Origin of the sequence: Chitinophaga sancti (assembly GCF_034087045.1) — a bacterium.
Taxonomy (GTDB): Bacteria; Bacteroidota; Bacteroidia; order Chitinophagales; family Chitinophagaceae; genus Chitinophaga; species Chitinophaga sancti_B.
This window is the reverse complement of the sequence record NZ_CP139247.1, coordinates 7,039,380-7,057,112: the sequence shown is the minus strand read 5'-3', so window position 1 is coordinate 7,057,112 and position 17,733 is coordinate 7,039,380. Positions and strand designations below refer to the sequence as shown.

Annotated in this window: 16 protein-coding genes; 4 read left to right on the top strand and 12 right to left on the bottom strand. The window is 42.4% G+C overall.

Annotated elements, in window-relative coordinates; translation table 11 throughout:
- Position 1: 1 nt before the first annotated feature.
- The 5 genes from SIO70_RS28385 to SIO70_RS28365 are packed head-to-tail and all read right to left on the bottom strand — an operon-like array spanning position 2 to position 6,449.
- Positions 2 to 697 carry an FkbM family methyltransferase gene (locus SIO70_RS28385; protein ID WP_320576571.1) on the bottom strand — a complete coding sequence of 232 codons (696 nt, stop codon included), beginning with the start codon at positions 695 to 697 and terminating at the stop codon, positions 2 to 4.
- Positions 694 to 2,043: a flippase gene (locus SIO70_RS28380; RefSeq protein WP_320576569.1), complete on the bottom strand. Its 1,350-nt coding sequence runs from the start codon at positions 2,041 to 2,043 to the stop codon at positions 694 to 696. Before SIO70_RS28380 ends, SIO70_RS28385 begins: the two co-directional genes overlap by 4 nt.
- Positions 2,036 to 4,399, bottom strand: coding sequence for a polysaccharide biosynthesis tyrosine autokinase (locus tag SIO70_RS28375; RefSeq protein WP_320576568.1), 2,364 nt, complete (start codon positions 4,397 to 4,399; stop codon positions 2,036 to 2,038). Before SIO70_RS28375 ends, SIO70_RS28380 begins: the two co-directional genes overlap by 8 nt.
- 11 nt (positions 4,400 to 4,410) lie before the next feature.
- Positions 4,411 to 5,175 carry a polysaccharide biosynthesis/export family protein gene (locus tag SIO70_RS28370; RefSeq protein WP_320576565.1) on the bottom strand — a complete coding sequence of 255 codons (765 nt, stop codon included), beginning with the start codon at positions 5,173 to 5,175 and terminating at the stop codon, positions 4,411 to 4,413.
- A 44-nt stretch (positions 5,176 to 5,219) separates the two neighbouring features.
- Positions 5,220 to 6,449: an acyltransferase gene (locus SIO70_RS28365; RefSeq protein ID WP_320576563.1), complete on the bottom strand. Its 1,230-nt coding sequence runs from the start codon at positions 6,447 to 6,449 to the stop codon at positions 5,220 to 5,222.
- 400 nt (positions 6,450 to 6,849) lie between these two features.
- On the opposite strand from SIO70_RS28365, the gene SIO70_RS28360 reads away from it, so the two are divergent.
- Together SIO70_RS28360 and SIO70_RS28355 are read left to right on the top strand one after the other, a co-directional pair.
- Complete coding sequence (locus SIO70_RS28360) at positions 6,850 to 7,725, top strand: hypothetical protein (RefSeq protein WP_320576561.1); 876 nt, start codon at positions 6,850 to 6,852, stop codon at positions 7,723 to 7,725.
- A 27-nt stretch (positions 7,726 to 7,752) separates the two neighbouring features.
- Positions 7,753 to 8,553, top strand: a complete 801-nt coding sequence (locus SIO70_RS28355) for an FkbM family methyltransferase (RefSeq protein WP_320576559.1) — start codon at positions 7,753 to 7,755, stop codon at positions 8,551 to 8,553.
- Between the two features lie 42 nt (positions 8,554 to 8,595).
- Here the strand turns inward: SIO70_RS28355 and SIO70_RS28350 are convergent, their stop codons facing one another.
- Positions 8,596 to 9,234, bottom strand: a complete 639-nt coding sequence (locus tag SIO70_RS28350; RefSeq protein ID WP_320576557.1) for a class I SAM-dependent methyltransferase — start codon at positions 9,232 to 9,234, stop codon at positions 8,596 to 8,598.
- A gap of 343 nt (positions 9,235 to 9,577) precedes the next feature.
- On the opposite strand from SIO70_RS28350, the gene SIO70_RS28345 reads away from it, so the two are divergent.
- Positions 9,578 to 11,821 (top strand): hypothetical protein, encoded by a 2,244-nt coding sequence (locus SIO70_RS28345; RefSeq protein ID WP_320576555.1) that lies wholly within the window; start codon positions 9,578 to 9,580, stop codon positions 11,819 to 11,821.
- 67 nt (positions 11,822 to 11,888) lie between these two features.
- On the opposite strand, the gene SIO70_RS28340 is transcribed toward SIO70_RS28345, so the two are convergent.
- Positions 11,889 to 12,239, bottom strand: coding sequence for a DUF6799 domain-containing protein (locus tag SIO70_RS28340; RefSeq protein ID WP_320576553.1), 351 nt, complete (start codon positions 12,237 to 12,239; stop codon positions 11,889 to 11,891).
- Between the two features lie 186 nt (positions 12,240 to 12,425).
- On the opposite strand from SIO70_RS28340, the gene SIO70_RS28335 reads away from it, so the two are divergent.
- Complete coding sequence (locus SIO70_RS28335) at positions 12,426 to 13,841, top strand: RtcB family protein (RefSeq protein WP_320576551.1); 1,416 nt, start codon at positions 12,426 to 12,428, stop codon at positions 13,839 to 13,841.
- Between the two features lie 42 nt (positions 13,842 to 13,883).
- Here SIO70_RS28335 and SIO70_RS28330 read toward each other — a convergent pair whose 3' ends face one another.
- The 5 genes from SIO70_RS28330 to SIO70_RS28310 all read right to left on the bottom strand — a co-directional run bounded on the left by SIO70_RS28330 (position 13,884) and on the right by SIO70_RS28310 (position 17,729).
- On the bottom strand, positions 13,884 to 14,837 hold the full coding sequence (locus tag SIO70_RS28330) for a DUF3829 domain-containing protein (RefSeq protein ID WP_320576550.1): 954 nt from the start codon (positions 14,835 to 14,837) through the stop codon (positions 13,884 to 13,886).
- A 105-nt stretch (positions 14,838 to 14,942) separates the two neighbouring features.
- Positions 14,943 to 16,259 (bottom strand): ATP-binding protein, encoded by a 1,317-nt coding sequence (locus SIO70_RS28325; protein ID WP_320576548.1) that lies wholly within the window; start codon positions 16,257 to 16,259, stop codon positions 14,943 to 14,945.
- An 18-nt stretch (positions 16,260 to 16,277) separates the two neighbouring features.
- Positions 16,278 to 16,529, bottom strand: a complete 252-nt coding sequence (locus SIO70_RS28320; RefSeq protein ID WP_320576546.1) for a hypothetical protein — start codon at positions 16,527 to 16,529, stop codon at positions 16,278 to 16,280.
- A gap of 10 nt (positions 16,530 to 16,539) precedes the next feature.
- A complete protein-coding gene (locus SIO70_RS28315; RefSeq protein ID WP_320576544.1) occupies positions 16,540 to 17,307 on the bottom strand; it encodes a ParA family protein in 768 nt (255 codons plus the stop codon).
- On the bottom strand, positions 17,307 to 17,729 hold the full coding sequence (locus tag SIO70_RS28310) for an SMI1/KNR4 family protein (RefSeq protein ID WP_320576542.1): 423 nt from the start codon (positions 17,727 to 17,729) through the stop codon (positions 17,307 to 17,309). Before SIO70_RS28310 ends, SIO70_RS28315 begins: the two co-directional genes overlap by 1 nt.
- Between the last annotated feature and the right edge of the window lie 4 nt (positions 17,730 to 17,733).

Genomic DNA, 17,733 nt, shown 5'->3' with positions numbered 1-17,733 from the left:
GCTAAAGGCTTTTGATATTCCTGAAAATGTAGGTATAATAGGTTTTGGCAAAGATGTCGTAACCCGCTGCCTGCATGAATTTGCCCAGCTCTGTATTATACATGTCTCCCAGCAGGAAGGGATTGCCTTCTACAAGGATGAATGCAGGTCGATACTTTTTCCAGTTGTTTGAGCGCAGCACATCCATATCCAATCCTTCTGCATCAATAGTAAGGAAGTCGATCGCAGTACCGGCAGGAAGATATTTATCCAGAATGTCACCCAGTGGCCAGGTTTCAATCTGTTTTTTCCCAATCACTTTGTATTTAGGGTCCTGTGTGTATTCTTCCACCTTTTCAGGCGAAAAGGTATTCAGCGCAGGGTCATTAAAGATGTGGTAGGTCAGGTGCTGCCTGGTGGAGGATACGCCCATTTCCAGGTTGGTATCCAGTGGACGGTATCTGTCAAACATCTCTTTGGAGCCGGGGTTTGGATCGATGTTGATGCCTTTCCAGCGTTTTTTATAGAATATATAAGTGTTGGATACACGAAAAGGATGGTGTGCACCTACATCTACATAGGTACCATTTTGCTTGTTGTCAAAAATTCTTTTCAAAATCAGGTCTTCCCCCTCCGAACTGTATGCCGGAGCCAGGTACCTGATATGAGGTGCTAGCTTTGATCCCAACCGGGCAATTAATTTTTTAACTTGACTCATTTACTTAACGACTTTTGACGTAATACAGATATTAAGTTTTCAATAGAACTCTTCAACGCCAGATGCAACTGCCAAATATCTGCAAGCGCCTTTCCTGGGTGTAGCATTTTTATAATGAACATTTTTGCCTGCCCGGTTTTGTCAACGATGATCAGGCAGGTAGCGACGGTTGTATAAGAAATAACGGTAGCAATAGCTGCGGCTATACCTCCCAGTGTAGGAATCAGCAACAGGTTGATCAGCAGGTTCGCTGCAATACCTGCAATAGTTGCATACAGGTTAGCTTTATAGTTACCTTCCACTATCTGGTATTGCATAATGGCAACGGATATAAATACGGGTATATTCGCCCATATATGTATGGAAAGGATCACACCTGCAAGTGGATACTGGTTGCCATATAAGATGCCTGTGAGCCAGCTGGAAGCAACTGCCATAATAATAGCGATCACAGTACTGCCCCACATAGAAAGCCGGATCCATTTTTCCACATTTTCTAAATACCTGCCGTGATTGGTTTGCCTTTTCAGTATCAGGTTGGGTAAAATAGCAACGGCTATCACCGTCGGTATCGCATACCACAATTCAGATATACGGGCAGCTGCTGCATACTCTCCCAATTGTTGCGGGGTAGTCAGTATATCCAGCATGAGCTGATCGCTTTTCATGTACAACAGTACAAGTACACCGGTGAACAGAAGGGACCAGCTTTGTGAAATCAGGTAGCGGGCTTCCTGCATACGTACTTTAAACAGTGAGGTAATGCCTTCATGCCAGATGTAATAACCAAATATGAGCAGGTAGGTAATCACCAGTTCAACAAGAGACACCCACAGGATAATCCTAAAGGAAAGATTCATCCTGATACACATTATCTTGATCAGGCAGAATAAAACAAATATGGTCACCTTCGGTATAATAACCCGTTGAACCTGGTTTTGTGCCTGGTAGAAGTAGTCAAATACATCGAATGATTGCAGCAGGATATTAAAAGCAGTAATGGTGGTACACCAGATGTACAAAGGATTGTTCTGCCTGGTGAACCAGGGGATCATAATACAAATTGTGCAGGATAGAATGCCCGCTACAATTCGCATACACAGCGCTGTAGATACAATCTCATCCCTGCGTTCAGGTGCAGATACCAGTTCTTTCACTACGATTTTGTCCAGACCCAACACGGCCATAGCACCTACAATCGCAGTAAGCGCTATAGAATAGTTCCAGATGCCAAATTTCTCAGGGCCGATATGACGTGCAATCATCGCCATGGTAAATAAACCAAGCAACAGCCGCGCCAGTTTGTCAATCAGCAGCCAACCACTATTTTGAAGGATCTTATGCAAGACGATGTTTTAGTTTTTTGAAAAATGAAAACCATCTTTTTACTTTCAGATTTTCCTGTGAATATGAATAGTGATCGTAATAATAGTTTGGATAGAAGCTATCCTGTTCAATACCGTTGAAGATGATACCCGTCTTGCGGAAATGGCCTTCCCTGATATTTTCTGCTACTGCTTTTAGTTTTGATTTTAAGGTGAAATTGTAACGTACTACAAAGAGGGTGGCGTCTATATAGGGTGCCAGACTCTTTGCATCAGAAACAATACCGATTGGTGCCGTATCAATGATGATGTAATCATAGCGTTCTTTCAGTGTAGTCAGTAGCGTACGCATCCTGTTTCCTTCTATCAGTTCCGCGGGATTGGGAGGAATAGGTCCGGATGAAATCAGGTGCAGGTCGGTACCTGGCACCTTGCGTATAATTTCGTCGATCGATTTATTCTCTACGATATAATTAGTGATGCCTGTAAAATTGTCCATGCCCAGGAACTTGGAGAGCTTTGGTTTACGCAGGTCAAGTTCCAGCAGTATTACTTTCTTTTTATTTACTGTGAGGGAGTTGCCCAGGTGCGCACTTAAGAAAGTTTTACCCTCACCGGAAATGCTGGAAGTAACCAGGATAGTAGTACTATCAGTATGTTCGTTCAACAGGTAACGAAGATTGGTACGTAAGTTGAAGATTTGTTCCAGTAGTACGGACCTGTTTTGAAGGGAAAAGTTTTTGGCTGTTTCTTCTTCATCCTGGTATATTTCTGCCATAAGCGGGAGTTCAAATAATTGTTCGATCTCAGTTTTGCTAAGGATCCTATTGTTAAGGAAATATTTCAGGTAAATGTAAAGGGTACCCAATGCCAGACCAGCAGCAAGAAATCCTACAAAGGCCATCGTTTTCCTGGGTGATTCCGGTTTTTCAGGAACGAACGCAGGAGCAATAACCTTGTTGTCGGTCACATTACTTGCATAGGAAACCGATGCTTCTTCTTTCTTTTTCAACAGGTAGAGGTAGAGGTTTTCCTTTACGCCCTGTTGTCTTTTGATATTGATATATTCTCTTTCGTAAGCCGGAATGTTGGCGATTTTAGCCTGGATCTGGTTGACCTTCTGCTGCATCTGGTTTTGTGCTACACCGGCGTTGCGCCTGTAACCGGAGATGTAATTTTTAATCGTATTACGTGCATCTTCTATTTGGCCATCCAGGTTTTGTACGATCATACTGCTGGGCTGCAGGGAGAGCGATAGTTTGTTTTTTTCTTTCAGCAGCTCTTCATACCTGTTGATCATGGCCGTCAGGGTCTGATCCACGGTGCCCAGCATTGGTGCGAAAGGATAACTATTACCCGGTGCATTCAGGTACTCGTCTACCTGGTCGAATACGGAGAGCTGCATATTTGCATCATTCAGTTTGATATCCGCATCCTTTACCTGTTCCAGTGCCAGTTTGGAAGTGCCTTCAATATCGGTAATACCCCGCTGCACCTTGAATCGTTCCTCCTGTTTTTCCAGGTAGCCCAACTCATCGCGCAGGGAGTCAATACGTACAGAGAGGAAGTTGATCGTTTTCAGGGCTACCCTGTTCTTATCATCCAGCGTATAATCGTTGTAGGTATCCAGCAGTGCATTGATAAAGTGAGCAGCACGTGCAGCGACGGCATCCTCATAAGTCACCAATATTACAGTCGCGTCTTTATTCACCAGCGCTGTGCCGATATCGTCCAACTTTTCATAGGCCAGTTCTGCAATAGAATCCACCCGGATGCGGTAGTCATTTATGCCGGGAACCCCTGTTGTGGGGGTGCTGTAAGTAATGCTAAACTGATCATGCCCAACGGTAAAAGGTACGCCTGATTGCACAGTGAAATCTTTCGTCAGGTCATCACCGTAATTAGCTTTTACTTTCAGACCGTTTATTTCCGGGGTGATATCAAAAACATAATTGCCGATATTGGCAGTATCACTAAGAACCCGGATACTGAACGGTGAGTTGTCATAAAGTTCTTCATTACGGACTGCTGCCTTCCGATAGTAACGAATGTTAAAGTGATTGTCCCTGATTACCTTGGCAATTAATATCGGCGACTTGATCACTTCCATTTCATTCTCAATATTTTTTCCGCTATTGAATAGGGAGAGCGACTTGAGCATATCCATTTCTTCGCCACCCCCTTTCTTTTCATCTTTCAGATACAACTTAGCGCTGGACATATACCTTGGTTTGGCATATTTCAGGTAAATGAATGCTCCCAAAACAGAGAGCAGGATGAGGATGAGATAAAGTGGCCAGTGGAATGCCAGTTTCTTCAACAGGTCATTCAGATCAATAACTGCAGCCCGATTATTTGTTTCGCTTTTTTGGTTCATAACTTGAGGAATCATTTAACTGTAACGATAATAAGTGTTGTGATGAGGGACAATGCGCTTATCATAGTCGGAATCAGCGTAACGAATTTTGAACTATTGAACACTTTGTTCTTGCCTGGTCTTATATAAACCACATCATTATTATTCAGGTAATAGTATGGTGATGAAAGCACTTTGCTGTCAGTCAGGTTGAGGGACACGTACTTTTTTACACCATCTACTTCCCTGATCACAGTAACATTATCATGCAGGGCGGTTACATTCATATCGCCGGCCATGCTGAGTGCATCCAGTATGGACACCCGTTCAGCGCCTATCTTGAACGAGCCTGGGCGTGCAACATCACCTAACACAGATATTTTGAAATTGGTAATACGGGTAGAAACAAAGGCATTACGGATACTTTTGTCCAGTTCTGTAGTAATGACAGTGTTGATTTCAGCCGTTGTTTTATCCTTTACATAGACCCTGCCTGCCATCGGGAGATTGATGTAGCCGTCACTATCTACGATATATCCGGGATCAATACCATTGGCAGTAGTGGAAACAGCGGATACAGCAGCAGGATTCAGAATCTGGGAAATGTCTTTATCAATGGTCGTAACAGTAATTTGCAGTACATCCCCCGGCTGAACTTTAAGTGGCTGTAAGGAATGCCCGTTTTCCTCACCCATTTGTTGCTGGATGTCGTTTAAATAGGTAATTTTTTTGGTTTCAATACAGCTCGCCATTAAAAACAAACTGCTAATTAACAGTAAATGGATTGTGGATTTCATGTGTTATTTAATTATAAATCGTGTGTATTTGATGGTTGAATAGATTATGCTTCCGGAATGATAGCAGCAGGCACAGCGCTCGTCCTTTTTTTAATCAATTTCTGTCGTAAAGTCTGTTGTACAGGGAGCTCGAAATAGTGGTGGCCCAAAATACTTAGTGTGATCAGAACTACATAGAATAATAGTAAGGTGAGGGGAGACTGGAATACTGTTTTTGGTAAACCCAGCGCATTGACCAGTACGGCGGCAGCAACCATGAGCGGAAAGTGAATCAGGTACAGGCAATAGCTGGAATTTCCGAGTAGTTGTGTCCACCTGGCCCTGATACCGCTTTTGATCGTCTCTGCCATGGCTAATACCAGTACGGTAACAGGAGAAACGATCGTCCTGAAAAATGTATTAGTCGCCAGGTAAAAGATCTTTTCATTTTTTTCATTCGTCCAGGCTGGCAGTAATTTGTGAGTAACAGAGAAGAACAGGCGATGAGTAAACGAAAAATAATATTCGGCCAGGATATACATCCATAACAACACAGCAGCAATGGCAATATTGCGGGTCAGTGTCCCGAAATCTTTTTTAGTACACAACCAGGAATAAATATGATACACGAGTGCCCCCAGGAAGAAAGAATAGATACCCTGACCAATCATTGGGTAAATAGCCTGGACAATAGCACCAGCAACGACCAATAAGATCAATAATCCTTTTCTGTTATGTTGTTTACGCCATGCAATGAGGAAGAACAACAGGTAGAGCAACAACTCTACGGATACAGACCATGATGGCCCGTTAAATCCATTGAGCGCCGGTGTTTTCTCAAAGCCCCAGCTGTGGATTACGAACAGGTTAAGCAGAAAATGCCAGTAGTCATTATTTTGTATAATAAAGGTATGCCCTGACTGTTTCACCATCAGCATTTGCAAGGGGATAATGGCCAGTAGCGTAAGAACATGCACTGGATATAGGCGTGTGAACCTGTAGGTAATGAAATAGTTAAAACTGGTAGCCCCCTTTGCGATCTTATCTGCATAGAACCAGAAAAATATAAAACCTGATAGCAGGAAAAAGAGGTCTACTGCATAAAATGCATGATGATAAAAGATGGAGAATACGGAATAAAGTGGTAATTGGAAATCTTCAAGGGGAGCTGTCTGAACAGTATAGTCCTTATAAAAGAAGAATTGCCAATGGCATAATACGACAATGAGTGCCGCAAATCCCCTGATTGCATCCAGACTAAAAAAGTATAATGATGAGGGCTTATTCGAGGTCATGGAATGGTGATAATATAAAACAATAAAAAACCTTAATGACCTTTTGGTCATTAGTTAGAGTGGAGTTATTTCCAGTTTTTTATTGATTATAGCATTCTCAGACGAGAGCAAGTTAAATCAAAAATATCATTTGCACAAAATTGAAAAAATCCCCAGCGTAGTGACCTGAGCAGTGGATGTTCGCTATAATATGCTATAGTAATGATTTTCCAGTATATGACTGTTAGGGAAATGGGGCAAGTGCAATACTAAATACGATAGTTATACACGTTATAAATTATTAAAAAATGAACAATATTTGTATTATTTATGTATTTATGGGAGAAAAAATCCTAGCTGTAGCCTCGAAAAAAAAATTGACCCGTAATAGATGAAAAGCATTAAAAAGTTATTTAATGTTATGCACCATTATTTGTATAACATCAGGAAGTCCCAACAAACCGATATTCTGTTATTAGGAGCATTGTTAGCAAGACAAAATAAAACATTGCCAATTTTGGACAACCTGGCAGATGCTGAATTCAAAGTGTTTAGTCAGGCTGGAGACGATGGGATAATACAATATCTGATTCATAAAGTTCAAATTCCTCAGAAAATATTTATCGAGTTTGGAGTTGAAAATTATGTAGAATCGAACACCCGATTTTTATTAAGACATGATAACTGGTCCGGCCTGGTCATAGATGGATCGCGGAAGGCAATTGACTATATTATGTCCGATGACATTTATTATCAGCATGACCTGCAGGCATTGGAGGCTTTTATTACCAGGGACAATATTAATGATCTCATCACTTCCAGGGGAATCAATGGAGAGATTGGATTGCTGAGTATAGATATAGATGGTAATGATTATTGGGTTTGGAAAGCGATTGAAGTGGTACAACCTGTGATTGTTGTAGCAGAGTATAATAGTGTATTTGGGAAGCACCGTCCGGTGACCGTACCTTACAAGCCTGATTTTGTACGATCCGTTGAACATTATAGCTACCTATATTTTGGCGCTTCGTTAAAAGCATTATATATGCTGGCAGAAGAGAAAGGATATAGCCTGGTGGGATGTAATGCCATTGGCAACAACGCTTATTTTGTAAGAAACGACCGGCTGGGTGAGTTGAAAGCACTAAGTGTAGAAGAGGGTTATGTGGAATCTCAATTCAGGGAAAGCAGGAATAAGCAGGGCCAGCTGAATTATTTAAGAGGTACACAGCGATACGAATGTATAAAAGGAATGCCTGTGGTCAATGTGGAGACGGGAGAAACAGAATTACTTTGATTAAAATGAATGTAAAATAAAACCTCAATGAGTCCTGTAGCAACAATATTTAAAGATCTGTATGTTTTTGTATTTGCACGAAAAGCATTGTATCGTTTCAATTTGCTGATGTTTAAGTTAAGTATGCGGGGGATTGGAATCATGAATCATGAGAATGATCGTGTAAGTGGTGAAGAGGCCTTTGTGAAATACATGAAGAAGTACCATTATTTTGATAAAGGAGCTATACTCGATATAGGGGCGAATGTGGGGCATTACTCTGTCATGTTGCGCCGGCAAAATGTAAGGTTGCCAATTTATGCATTTGAACCACATCCAAAGGCTTTCAATAAATTGCAGGATGCAGCGGCCACACATCATTTTATACCTGTAAAGCGTGGTGCGGGAGACCAGGTGTCACAAGCCGTTATCTACGATTACGCTGGCAATGGTGGTTCTGAACATGCCAGTATGTACAAGGAGGTGATCACTGGTTTCAGAGACCGTGAGGCAGAAGAATTACTGATTGATATTACCACCATTGATGAATTTGTAGCAGAGAATAATATCAGCGAAGTAGCGTTATTAAAGATAGATACAGAGGGGCATGAGCTGAATGTACTGAGGGGTGCCATGCATACAATACAAGGAAGAAAGGTAAAAGTGATTCAGATTGAGTTCAACGAAATGAATGTTATATCCCGCACTTTCTTTAAAGACTTTATTGACCTGCTGCCTGATTATTCATTTTATCGCCTGCTGCCTGATGGTTTGATGCCATTGGGAAATTATAATGTAGCAGCATTTGAAATATTTGCATTTCAGAATATTGTAGCTATACTAAAGTAATGGGAAGAGCACAGGTGTCATCGCCTGTGCTCTTTTTTATTTTTATTTACGCGCTTCAAGTGCAACAGCGTTTTTAAACCGTCCTTCACTTTCCACAAGTTTAAACATCTCATCTTCACTATCATTAAATGTGGCAGGACGTACATAACTGAAGCCTGCCCTGTACAGTTCATTGGATAACGATAATGTATCCCACATAAACAGATGGTCGCTGTTGCCATATGTATTTTGCAACAATCCTTTAATACCTCTGCGACGATGTGTTTTTCCTAACCGTGTTTTTTGCAGGAATTTAGCGTTGGCCTCCTGATCATGATTAGTAAGGTCTTCCACATATTCACGCGCTGCTTTTTCCAGGTCGGGTACTACACAGCGGAAGATACCGCCGGGTTTCAGTATCCGGTAGGTGTTGCGCACAGCAATGAGGAAATCTTCGTACGTAAGGTGTTCCAATACGTGGGAGCAATATGCACCATCAGCAGAATTGTCGGCGATGCCTGGTAAACCTTTGATAATGTCACCTTGTAGCACATTGTCAGGGAAAGCAATATGCATGCGTTGTTTAAGCAAATTACCAATAAGAGGTAGTTGCTGCAGACGGAGCGTGGGGGAGGCATCAAAGTTCTTCCAGCCCTGGGGGGATGACAAGCCACAGCCATACTGTACATAAAGATTACTCATAGTCGATGGGTTTAAATGAGGTACATGGAGGTAGTGGGAAAACAGGAAAAGTGGTGCTGATTGTCCTGGCTAATGTGTCTTGTGTCATAAAAAGGTTATAAGCAATATAAGAAAAATAATTGATTATGAGATAGAGAACTTTATACTCACCTTTCAAAATATTATATATAATAAATAAAATTATTTATTACCTTTGGTAAAATTAATTCTGTCTGCGCAGAAAAACTGCGCACTGGTGGTGACATATTTGTATCGTTAGATATTTGGTCCTGGTCAATTGTAACTTACTTCTAATCTGATAACAGTTACAAAATTCCGGACCTTTCTTTTTAATACAATCAGCATGGAACAGTTAAAAGCATTGTTGAAAGTTGCCTTACGCCAACAGGCCCTATACATACCCAAATTAGAACGCCCTTTTACACATCAACCAGTAGATGAAGAAGGCATCTCCTTTGTCGCAGAATTAGTCAGCCTGGGATACCAGGTATCAGAAGAACTTTTGTATGCTATCAGATCAATGAACGTTGATGACCGGGAACTGGCACTGGACAATATCAGTGAAGCAAAAGGATTGGAGAAAGGATGGACACCGCTCATAAGAAGCTGGCATACACCTGTCAATGTAAGCCAGGAAGATTACATTATGACTCTCTTTGCCAATTACTTTAAAAACGGCAATGAAGTAACATTACCATGTGGTCATTATATACCAGAAGGTACGTTCCCCTTGGAGAGGTATAATGGTTGCCCTTACTGTACAAAAACTTTTGAGTTTGAAAAACTCACTTTAAATAATCAGGCAAGCAAAAGAACCATCTTACAGTGCTGGACACTGGAGGATGTGATGAAATATTATAACAACCTGCTGTTATCCCGAACACCGCTGGATGCTACACAGGCAGACAGTCTGAAGACATTGATGTCGCTCTTTCCGTTACCTGATATCAAACCTGCTATGAAGGAAACTTTGATGCTGGTGATAGACATCCTCGTGGAACGAAACGATTCTGAAAAAGTACAGCAGTTCTTTACATCTCCGAACGATGTACTACGTTACCTATGGTATAAGCATACCGGCTTTACGCAGCTCATCGTACCAAAGACGATCATTCAACGCCATGGTAAAAATCATGAGCATTTAAGACATGGAGCGTCTACAGCAGCAATAGCACGTATCTTTACGAAGGCGAGCCTGGAATTGCGTTACGATCGCAAAACAGGACGCATGGTGGCCGATTGGCTCAATACCATGACGCAACCTGTAGAAAAAATTTGCGAAGACATGCATCCAAAAAGGGGGATGTGGATCAGGTTTATCAGGGCCCTGCGTTTATCTGAATTCAGCAGACGAACAGGCTTTGAAAAACTACGCGAACTGCTGGATGTATTTTACAATGAAAGATATGAAGTGTATAATGGTCAGGTACAACATTTCCGACTGAAGAAAGATGTGACGGTAACCCTGCAATTATTACAGCAAAGGCCAGGTCTATTCGCCCGTTCTTTGTTTGCAAATATGCTGTGGTTCGGTCATGAAGTAGTATTGGAAGCATTTGCGGAGGTGATCGGTAAGGTCCCTGCAAGACTGGTGTTTACACTGAATATGTATGCAGAAGATTATTTCGCTAAGAATAATTACCGCACAGTAAAACCACTAGGTGGTGTTGCGAAAATGATTGTACCCAATAAGTTGTTGCAGTTATTCAGCAATGAAGAACTGGCACAAATGAAGGAAGGTGTACAGGAGCTGACATTGAAACTGATGAAAGGTCGTTTTGCAGAAGTAGCGAATAGTAATAAGACCATTTTCATCGATCCGCTGTTATTCAAAATGCCTTTATCTATAGGGGACCGCAGCGATTCCATACAGGATCTGCCAGTAGCTCTTCAGGGTACACGTTTTCCGGTAGATGGAGATACCGTACGCCTGTTTATGCAATGGGGGACAGGATTACCTGCACAGCACCTGGACATGGACCTGAGCTGTATGATCACTTACGATGCAGTAGTAGATCATTGTAGTTTCAGCAATATGTATCCAATCGGGTGTAAACATAGTGGGGATATAATAAGTATACCAGACCAGGTTGGTACTGCAGAGTACATCGACATTGACCTGCAAGCACTGACAAATGCGGGTGCCCGGTATGTGACCTTTGTATGTAATGCTTACAGCAATGGAAGTATGTCTCCTAACATGGTTATAGGCTGGATGGATTCAGCGAATGAAATGAGTATCACCGATGCGGGTGTTGCCTACGATCCCTCCTGTGTGCAACATCAGGTACGGATTGGGAAAGGCCTGGCAAAAGGGTTGGTATTCGGTGTGCTGGAACTCGCTACCCGCGAAATCATCTGGCTGGAAATGCCGTTCCAGGGGCAGGTAGTGGGACAAATGAATTTTAATATGGTGCAGACACTGCTACGTAAACTGGAAAGCAAACTAAGTGTAGGGAATATGCTTCGTATGAAAGCAGAAGTACAGCAACTACAGGAAGTAGCGCACCCATCGATGGCTGATGAGGCCTATACTACTGTATGGGCGAAAGATGCAGCCGCAGTTACACAGTTGTTCATCGACTAATCAATAAAAGAAAAGAAAAAAGGGCAGCGGTAGTGGCTGCCCTTTCCTTTTTTTAACTATCATGGTACTATTTCATACCGTCTGATTTGGCTTTTTTCATTTTATCTTTCATCATTACTTTACCGTTCATATCTATCATCTCCCCGTCTTTCAGCATCCACGTTTTGCCATCCTTATTTTTAACAGTACCGTCTGCCATTACCATTGTACCATCAGTCATGGTCATGGTCTGTGTCATTTCAGACTTCTGACCATCTTTCATTACCCACACTTTGCCTCCTTTCATGGCTACACAGTCTTTCATCTTGTGCATACCATTATGGTGATGCATAGCAGTATCCGTCATGGGAGTTTGTGCAAACGTGGCACTGGCTGTCATTAACAGCATAGAGGCGGACAAAATAAGTAGTTTTTTCATTGTTAATTTTTTTTGAGATTACAGGTTTGAAACCACAGCTGTCTCAGCTGTATATATATAAAGGTTTTCTATAAGGATATATAACATGTATGGTGCCAGAATGTTTTTTTCAACTACGCACTAACCTTGCGCACATGGGTTTGAATATTTGTATCATCAATTCAATTATACTAAATTGATCAAAGTATGAACAAGATTAATGGAGCTGATCTAATTGCAGCAGGTTTTAAACAAGGTAAAATAGTAGGTGAAGCGCTGGCTGTGATCGAAGCGCATTTAAGCGATATGGACCATGCAAGCCTTATTGCATTGATGAGTAACCTGCGATCAGCACCAGAAATGTACCTGGACCATCCGGTGTTGGAAGACCTGGCGACTAAAATGATTGAAGAAGCCTCTGCCCCTGTGGATACCACTATACCCCTGAATGATAAAGCTGCTGATTATAAGATCTATGGTGAAGCTGCCATCGATCCGGGTGCCATTAAACAAATGGATTTCGCTATGCGGCTGCCGGTAACAGTAGGTGGTGCGTTGATGCCCGATGCACATCAGGGTTATGGTCTGCCAATCGGCGGTGTATTAGCTGCCAAAGGCGCTGTGATCCCTTATGGTGTAGGCGTGGATATTGGATGTAGAATGGCACTGTCCATCTATGATATTCCGGATACAGCCTTGGATGAAAAGAAGTTGAAAAAGATCCTGCTGGATGAAACAAGATTTGGTGCAGGACATGGTTTTCACGGTAAATATCGTGCAGAACACGCCGTACTGGATAACGATGCATTTAATATGACACCTTTTGTAAAACAACTAAAAGATAAAGCCTGGTCCCAACTGGGTACATCAGGTGGCGGTAACCACTTCGTGGAATTTGGTGTGATTGAATTTGCGCAGAGAGACGAAGCGTTGAATATAAATGCAGGTAAATACCTGGCGCTGTTATCACACTCCGGTTCCCGTGGTTTTGGTGCGACAGTTGCCGGTTATTATACCAGACTGGCCAAGGACCTGTGTAAACTGCCAAAAGAAGCAGCTAACCTGGCATGGTTGGATATGAATACGGCAGAAGGTCAGGAATACTGGATGGCGATGAACCTGGCTGGTGATTATGCGGCAGCATGTCACGAGGTGATACACCGTAAAGTTGCAGCCCTGGTAGGTGGCCAGTTGCTGGCAACTGTGGAGAACCACCATAACTTTGCATGGAAGGAGCAATTGAATGGTGAAGAAGTGATCGTGCATAGAAAGGGTGCAACGCCGGCAGGTAAAGGTGTGATGGGTATCATACCGGGTTCTATGGCTGCGCCTGGATTCCTGGTACGAGGTAAGGGAGAAGAAGCGGCGATTAACTCAGCGTCCCACGGTGCGGGTAGACAATTAAGCCGTACAAGAGCGGAAAAAGAGATTTCGAAAGTAGATATGACAGCGGTACTGGCAGCTAATAATGTGACATTGATCGGTGCAGGTCTGGACGAAGCGCCAATGGCGTATAAGGATATCCATACAGTGATGGCGGCACAGGAAGCGTTGGTAGATGTGGTGGCAATGTTCTCGCCTCGGATTGTGAGAATGGCGGATGATGGAAGTAAAGAAGACTAAATAAAAAGGGCTTGCCTTTCAGAGGCAGGCCCTTTTTATTTCTTAACTATTGAAATTATTATAATCTCTCACCAATGAATCGTAATCGCTATCCAGTGATTCCAGGTCATAACTCTCAATGTGACCTTTTTCACCAGCATCACGCATACGTTTTCTGGCATTCAGCAGCAGTTTATGGAAATCATCGTAGAAAGTATTGAAGCTATGATCTTCGTTTGCTTTCTTCGCATTGTCGATATTGATCTGTGCATGTTCAGCCTGTGCTTTTTCCAGTGAATCATACCGGGCTTTGGCTTTCGCTTCGATACCAGCATATTTTTCTTCACTACCCAGCAGGTCGATGAAAGAACGGATATTTGCCATATCCTTTTTCATCGCTATGATGTAGTCTTTCAACGGACTATCCTTTAGAATAATTTGTTCGCTTGCGTCAGCTACTACTTCAACTTTCTTTACAATAGCGTTTTTCAGACTATGTAATTGAGCGATCTGGCCACGAAGTGTATCGATAATAGCGTATCCTTTCGCACCTTTATCGTCTTTATAATCTTCAGCAGTGATGTACTCGTGCATACGGTTGTTTGTCGCCTGCATAGTGGCAAAAAGCCCCTGGTACTTCGTAATGCTGTCTTTGAAGAACTTTTTGTCGGGAGAACTGAGCTCCTTTACAGGTTCGTCGATTTTTACTTTCTGATTGAATTGCTGGAAATCCGGTGCAGAGAATGGCTTGTTGATCGTGATGAAACGATAGTGGTCATTAGGATGCTTGAGAGCTTCTTCCAGTTTGGTAGTATTGTTTACAACATCTTCCAGGTAGCTGTTATGTTTGTTCGACATATCAACGATCAGGTTCGTGTATTCAATAATATGGCTGGCTGATTCAGCAGCGTTTTCGCTGTATTCGGAAGCGCCGGGTTTCTTGCCGCTGGTATTATTACAGGATGTGCTACTAACGAACATAGCAATGACAAGGGATGAACAGATAAATGTTCTCATGTAAGGGTATTTTTGGTTAAACAAATTCAATAAAGTACTGGTAGTTAATGTGTTATATTGTCCTCTTTCACAAACAGTGGGGCAAATATATATAATATTTCATTATCAGAAGGGCTTGCCTTCTTTTACAAATTCCCGTTTGATGCCGTCCAGTACATCATTGACATAAATTTCCAGTTCTTCCTTATCATCTGTATGTTTCTCAATTGCCTTCAGACAGGCATAGTGCACTACATTCAGAATGCTACCTCCTGCAAGTTCATATCGTTTAACCATATCAGGAATATCCCCGCCTATAAATGTAGATTTAGATGGAAAAGTTCTTCGCCATATCAAGGCCCGCTCATTGGCATCGGGGAAAGTGAATTTTAAGATCGCATTGAAACGACGTATAAATGCATCGTCTATATTATTCTTCATATTGGTAGCGAGAATGATCAGTCCATTGTAGTCTTCAATACGCTGTAATAAATAAGACACTTCCTGGTTGGCGTATTTGTCATGCGCATCCCGCACATTGGTGCGTTTTCCAAAGAGTGCATCTGCTTCATCGAAGAATAAAATCCATCCTTTGTCTTCAGCACGGCTAAATAATAATTCTAAATTCTTTTCTGTTTCACCGATGTATTTAGACACAATCATAGAGAGGTCTATTTTATACACGTCCTTGCCGGTATACTTTCCTAACAATCCTGCTGTAAATGTTTTTCCTGTACCCGGTGGTCCATAGAAGAGTGCTCTGTATCCTTTGCGCAGGCGTTTTTCCATATCCCATCTGCTCATCAGCTTCGCATTGAGATTGACCCAGCTCATAAGTTCATCAATCTGTGATTTCAGGTCATTACTGATGACCAGGTCATCCCATGTTAATTCGGTTGTTACTGGTTTGGCCGGAAAGCTACTACTGAAATGGGGGGGGACTGGTTTGCCATGAGTAAAGATGTTGATATGATCCTGTGATAACAGCAATCGCCCGCTCATCGTTGGTTCACCCCCCGGCATCTCTTCCAGCCAGAGTACTTTTGAACGGCTGAAGAAATGATCTGGCCAGAAGATCTGTTGTATTTCCATTCTTGCACTCCAATCATTGCCACCTAGTAAGAACAATGCTGTTTCACCTGTGGGAAGAAAGCCCCTGCTTTGTTTACTACGGGTACCGCCTATTTGAGGAAAGTCGCCTTTGCCCGGAAGATATTTCTGTATTTCAGTATCGAAGTAGTCGGGTTGTAAATGGGGGATGAGGGCCATGAAGAGTAATAACTGTTCGTAGGTAGTTAATGAATGTGCTTTGATAAATTGGAGGAATGGATCCTCCTGATCCATATCGATTGGAACGTTAATGATCAGATCAGCTTCAGGCGTTTGCATGCGATGACTGATTAATCCTGACAAAACTTTGGCGTACGCCTGTAATACCTGCATGTTTTTTATTGTAAAATGTTATTCAGATTCTTCACAGGGACAACGTTGAATATCTTTGTCCTGTTTCATCCGGCCTTCGTTGGTAGCCGGCTCCTGTTTATCTTCGGGCGTGGCGAGTCGTTGAATGGCGTTGTCCGCTACAGCATCTGCTTCTTTTTCATGTTTATCATCCGGTTCATTGACTTTAAAAAAAGAGGGGTCCTGCTTTTTTTGAAAGAAGCCGGATTGTGTAGCCTGTTCCTGTGGGCGAAGGCGAATTGAACGGGGCATATGGAGTCATTTATAATTTACTAAGTAGTTCCGTTGCCAGTCTGTCGTAATCTTTTGCACCATTGGCCAGTGGGTCATAACTGAAGATATCTTTGCCTGCTTCCTGTGCTTTGGCCAGTTGCATATTAGTACGAATCACTGTGCCAAATACTTTACCATCATATTTTTCAGTCAGTTCCTGTCTGACTTGTTGGTTCATTGTTTTCCGCTCGTCAAATCTGGTGAGGACCATGCCCAATAGATTAAGTTTGGGGTTCAGCTTTTTTCTGATCGTCTGAAAGTGCTGCATAAAACTATATACCCCTTTCAACGGCAGAAACTCTGCCGGCAGTGGAATGAGCACATAGTCACTACAAGCCAGCGCATTCACAGTGAGCATTCCTACAGCATGAGGACAATCAATGAGAATAAAATCGTAATCAGCAGCCACGGGTTGTAAGAGCCAGCCAAGTACCTGTTCTCTGCCATATACACTCACCAGTTCCAGTTCTGCACCTGCCAGTTCAATAGACGATGGAACAATGTCCAGTCCTTCTTTGAAGTTGATAATCGCATCCCTGATCTGGCTACCTTCTCCTGTCATTTCCCGCTTCAATTCAGTATACAGGTTTTGCGCCGGCTCCGGCGGCACACCCAGTGATTGAGAGAGGTTGGCTTGTGGATCGGCATCTACCAACAGCACTTTTTTACCGGCTTTTGCCAGTGCGGCACCAAGATTAATGGAGGTAGTGGTCTTACCCGCACCTCCCTTTTGGATGGCTATGGAAATGATAGGCATTAGTTGAGCTTTTCATTGTTGACAATGCGCTGAATGGTGTCAGTAAGTGTCGTGCCATTAAACACTACATAATTGTATGCATTCGGCTCATAACCGGCATCTTCTTCCCTGATGAAAAATACTGCCTGTTCCTTTCCCGGGCGCAGGTCAAAACAATAAATAGTACCCCCACCATCCCCACCAAAAACAAGAGATTGCGGAATGAATTTATACAGATCTTTCTCTCTGAATAATGCCAGCACTTCGGATACGGAATAGATGATGAAAGGCGTCTTCTTACCACGCAGACTACTGCCATTGGATTGTAACAACAGTTTTTTATAGTCTTCCGGGATACTCCCGAAAGCAGCTTCCAGCGATTGTATGTCCTGCTCCGTAGCCGGGTTTTGTTTATCCCAGTCGGGACCAATAATTGTACTCATAAGA

Coding starts and splice junctions, on each gene's coding strand:
- SIO70_RS28385 (WP_320576571.1), bottom strand. CDS start 697: ATGAGTCAAGTTAAAAAATTAATTGCCCGGTTGGGATCAAAGCTAGCA.
- SIO70_RS28375 (WP_320576568.1), bottom strand. CDS start 4,399: ATGAACCAAAAAAGCGAAACAAATAATCGGGCTGCAGTTATTGATCTG.
- SIO70_RS28370 (WP_320576565.1), bottom strand. CDS start 5,175: ATGAAATCCACAATCCATTTACTGTTAATTAGCAGTTTGTTTTTAATG.
- SIO70_RS28365 (WP_320576563.1), bottom strand. CDS start 6,449: ATGACCTCGAATAAGCCCTCATCATTATACTTTTTTAGTCTGGATGCA.
- SIO70_RS28360 (WP_320576561.1), top strand. CDS start 6,850: ATGCACCATTATTTGTATAACATCAGGAAGTCCCAACAAACCGATATT.
- SIO70_RS28355 (WP_320576559.1), top strand. CDS start 7,753: ATGAGTCCTGTAGCAACAATATTTAAAGATCTGTATGTTTTTGTATTT.
- SIO70_RS28350 (WP_320576557.1), bottom strand. CDS start 9,234: ATGAGTAATCTTTATGTACAGTATGGCTGTGGCTTGTCATCCCCCCAG.
- SIO70_RS28345 (WP_320576555.1), top strand. CDS start 9,578: ATGGAACAGTTAAAAGCATTGTTGAAAGTTGCCTTACGCCAACAGGCC.
- SIO70_RS28340 (WP_320576553.1), bottom strand. CDS start 12,239: ATGAAAAAACTACTTATTTTGTCCGCCTCTATGCTGTTAATGACAGCC.
- SIO70_RS28335 (WP_320576551.1), top strand. CDS start 12,426: ATGAACAAGATTAATGGAGCTGATCTAATTGCAGCAGGTTTTAAACAA.
- SIO70_RS28330 (WP_320576550.1), bottom strand. CDS start 14,837: ATGAGAACATTTATCTGTTCATCCCTTGTCATTGCTATGTTCGTTAGT.
- SIO70_RS28325 (WP_320576548.1), bottom strand. CDS start 16,259: ATGCAGGTATTACAGGCGTACGCCAAAGTTTTGTCAGGATTAATCAGT.
- SIO70_RS28320 (WP_320576546.1), bottom strand. CDS start 16,529: ATGCCCCGTTCAATTCGCCTTCGCCCACAGGAACAGGCTACACAATCC.
- SIO70_RS28315 (WP_320576544.1), bottom strand. CDS start 17,307: ATGCCTATCATTTCCATAGCCATCCAAAAGGGAGGTGCGGGTAAGACC.
- SIO70_RS28310 (WP_320576542.1), bottom strand. CDS start 17,729: ATGAGTACAATTATTGGTCCCGACTGGGATAAACAAAACCCGGCTACG.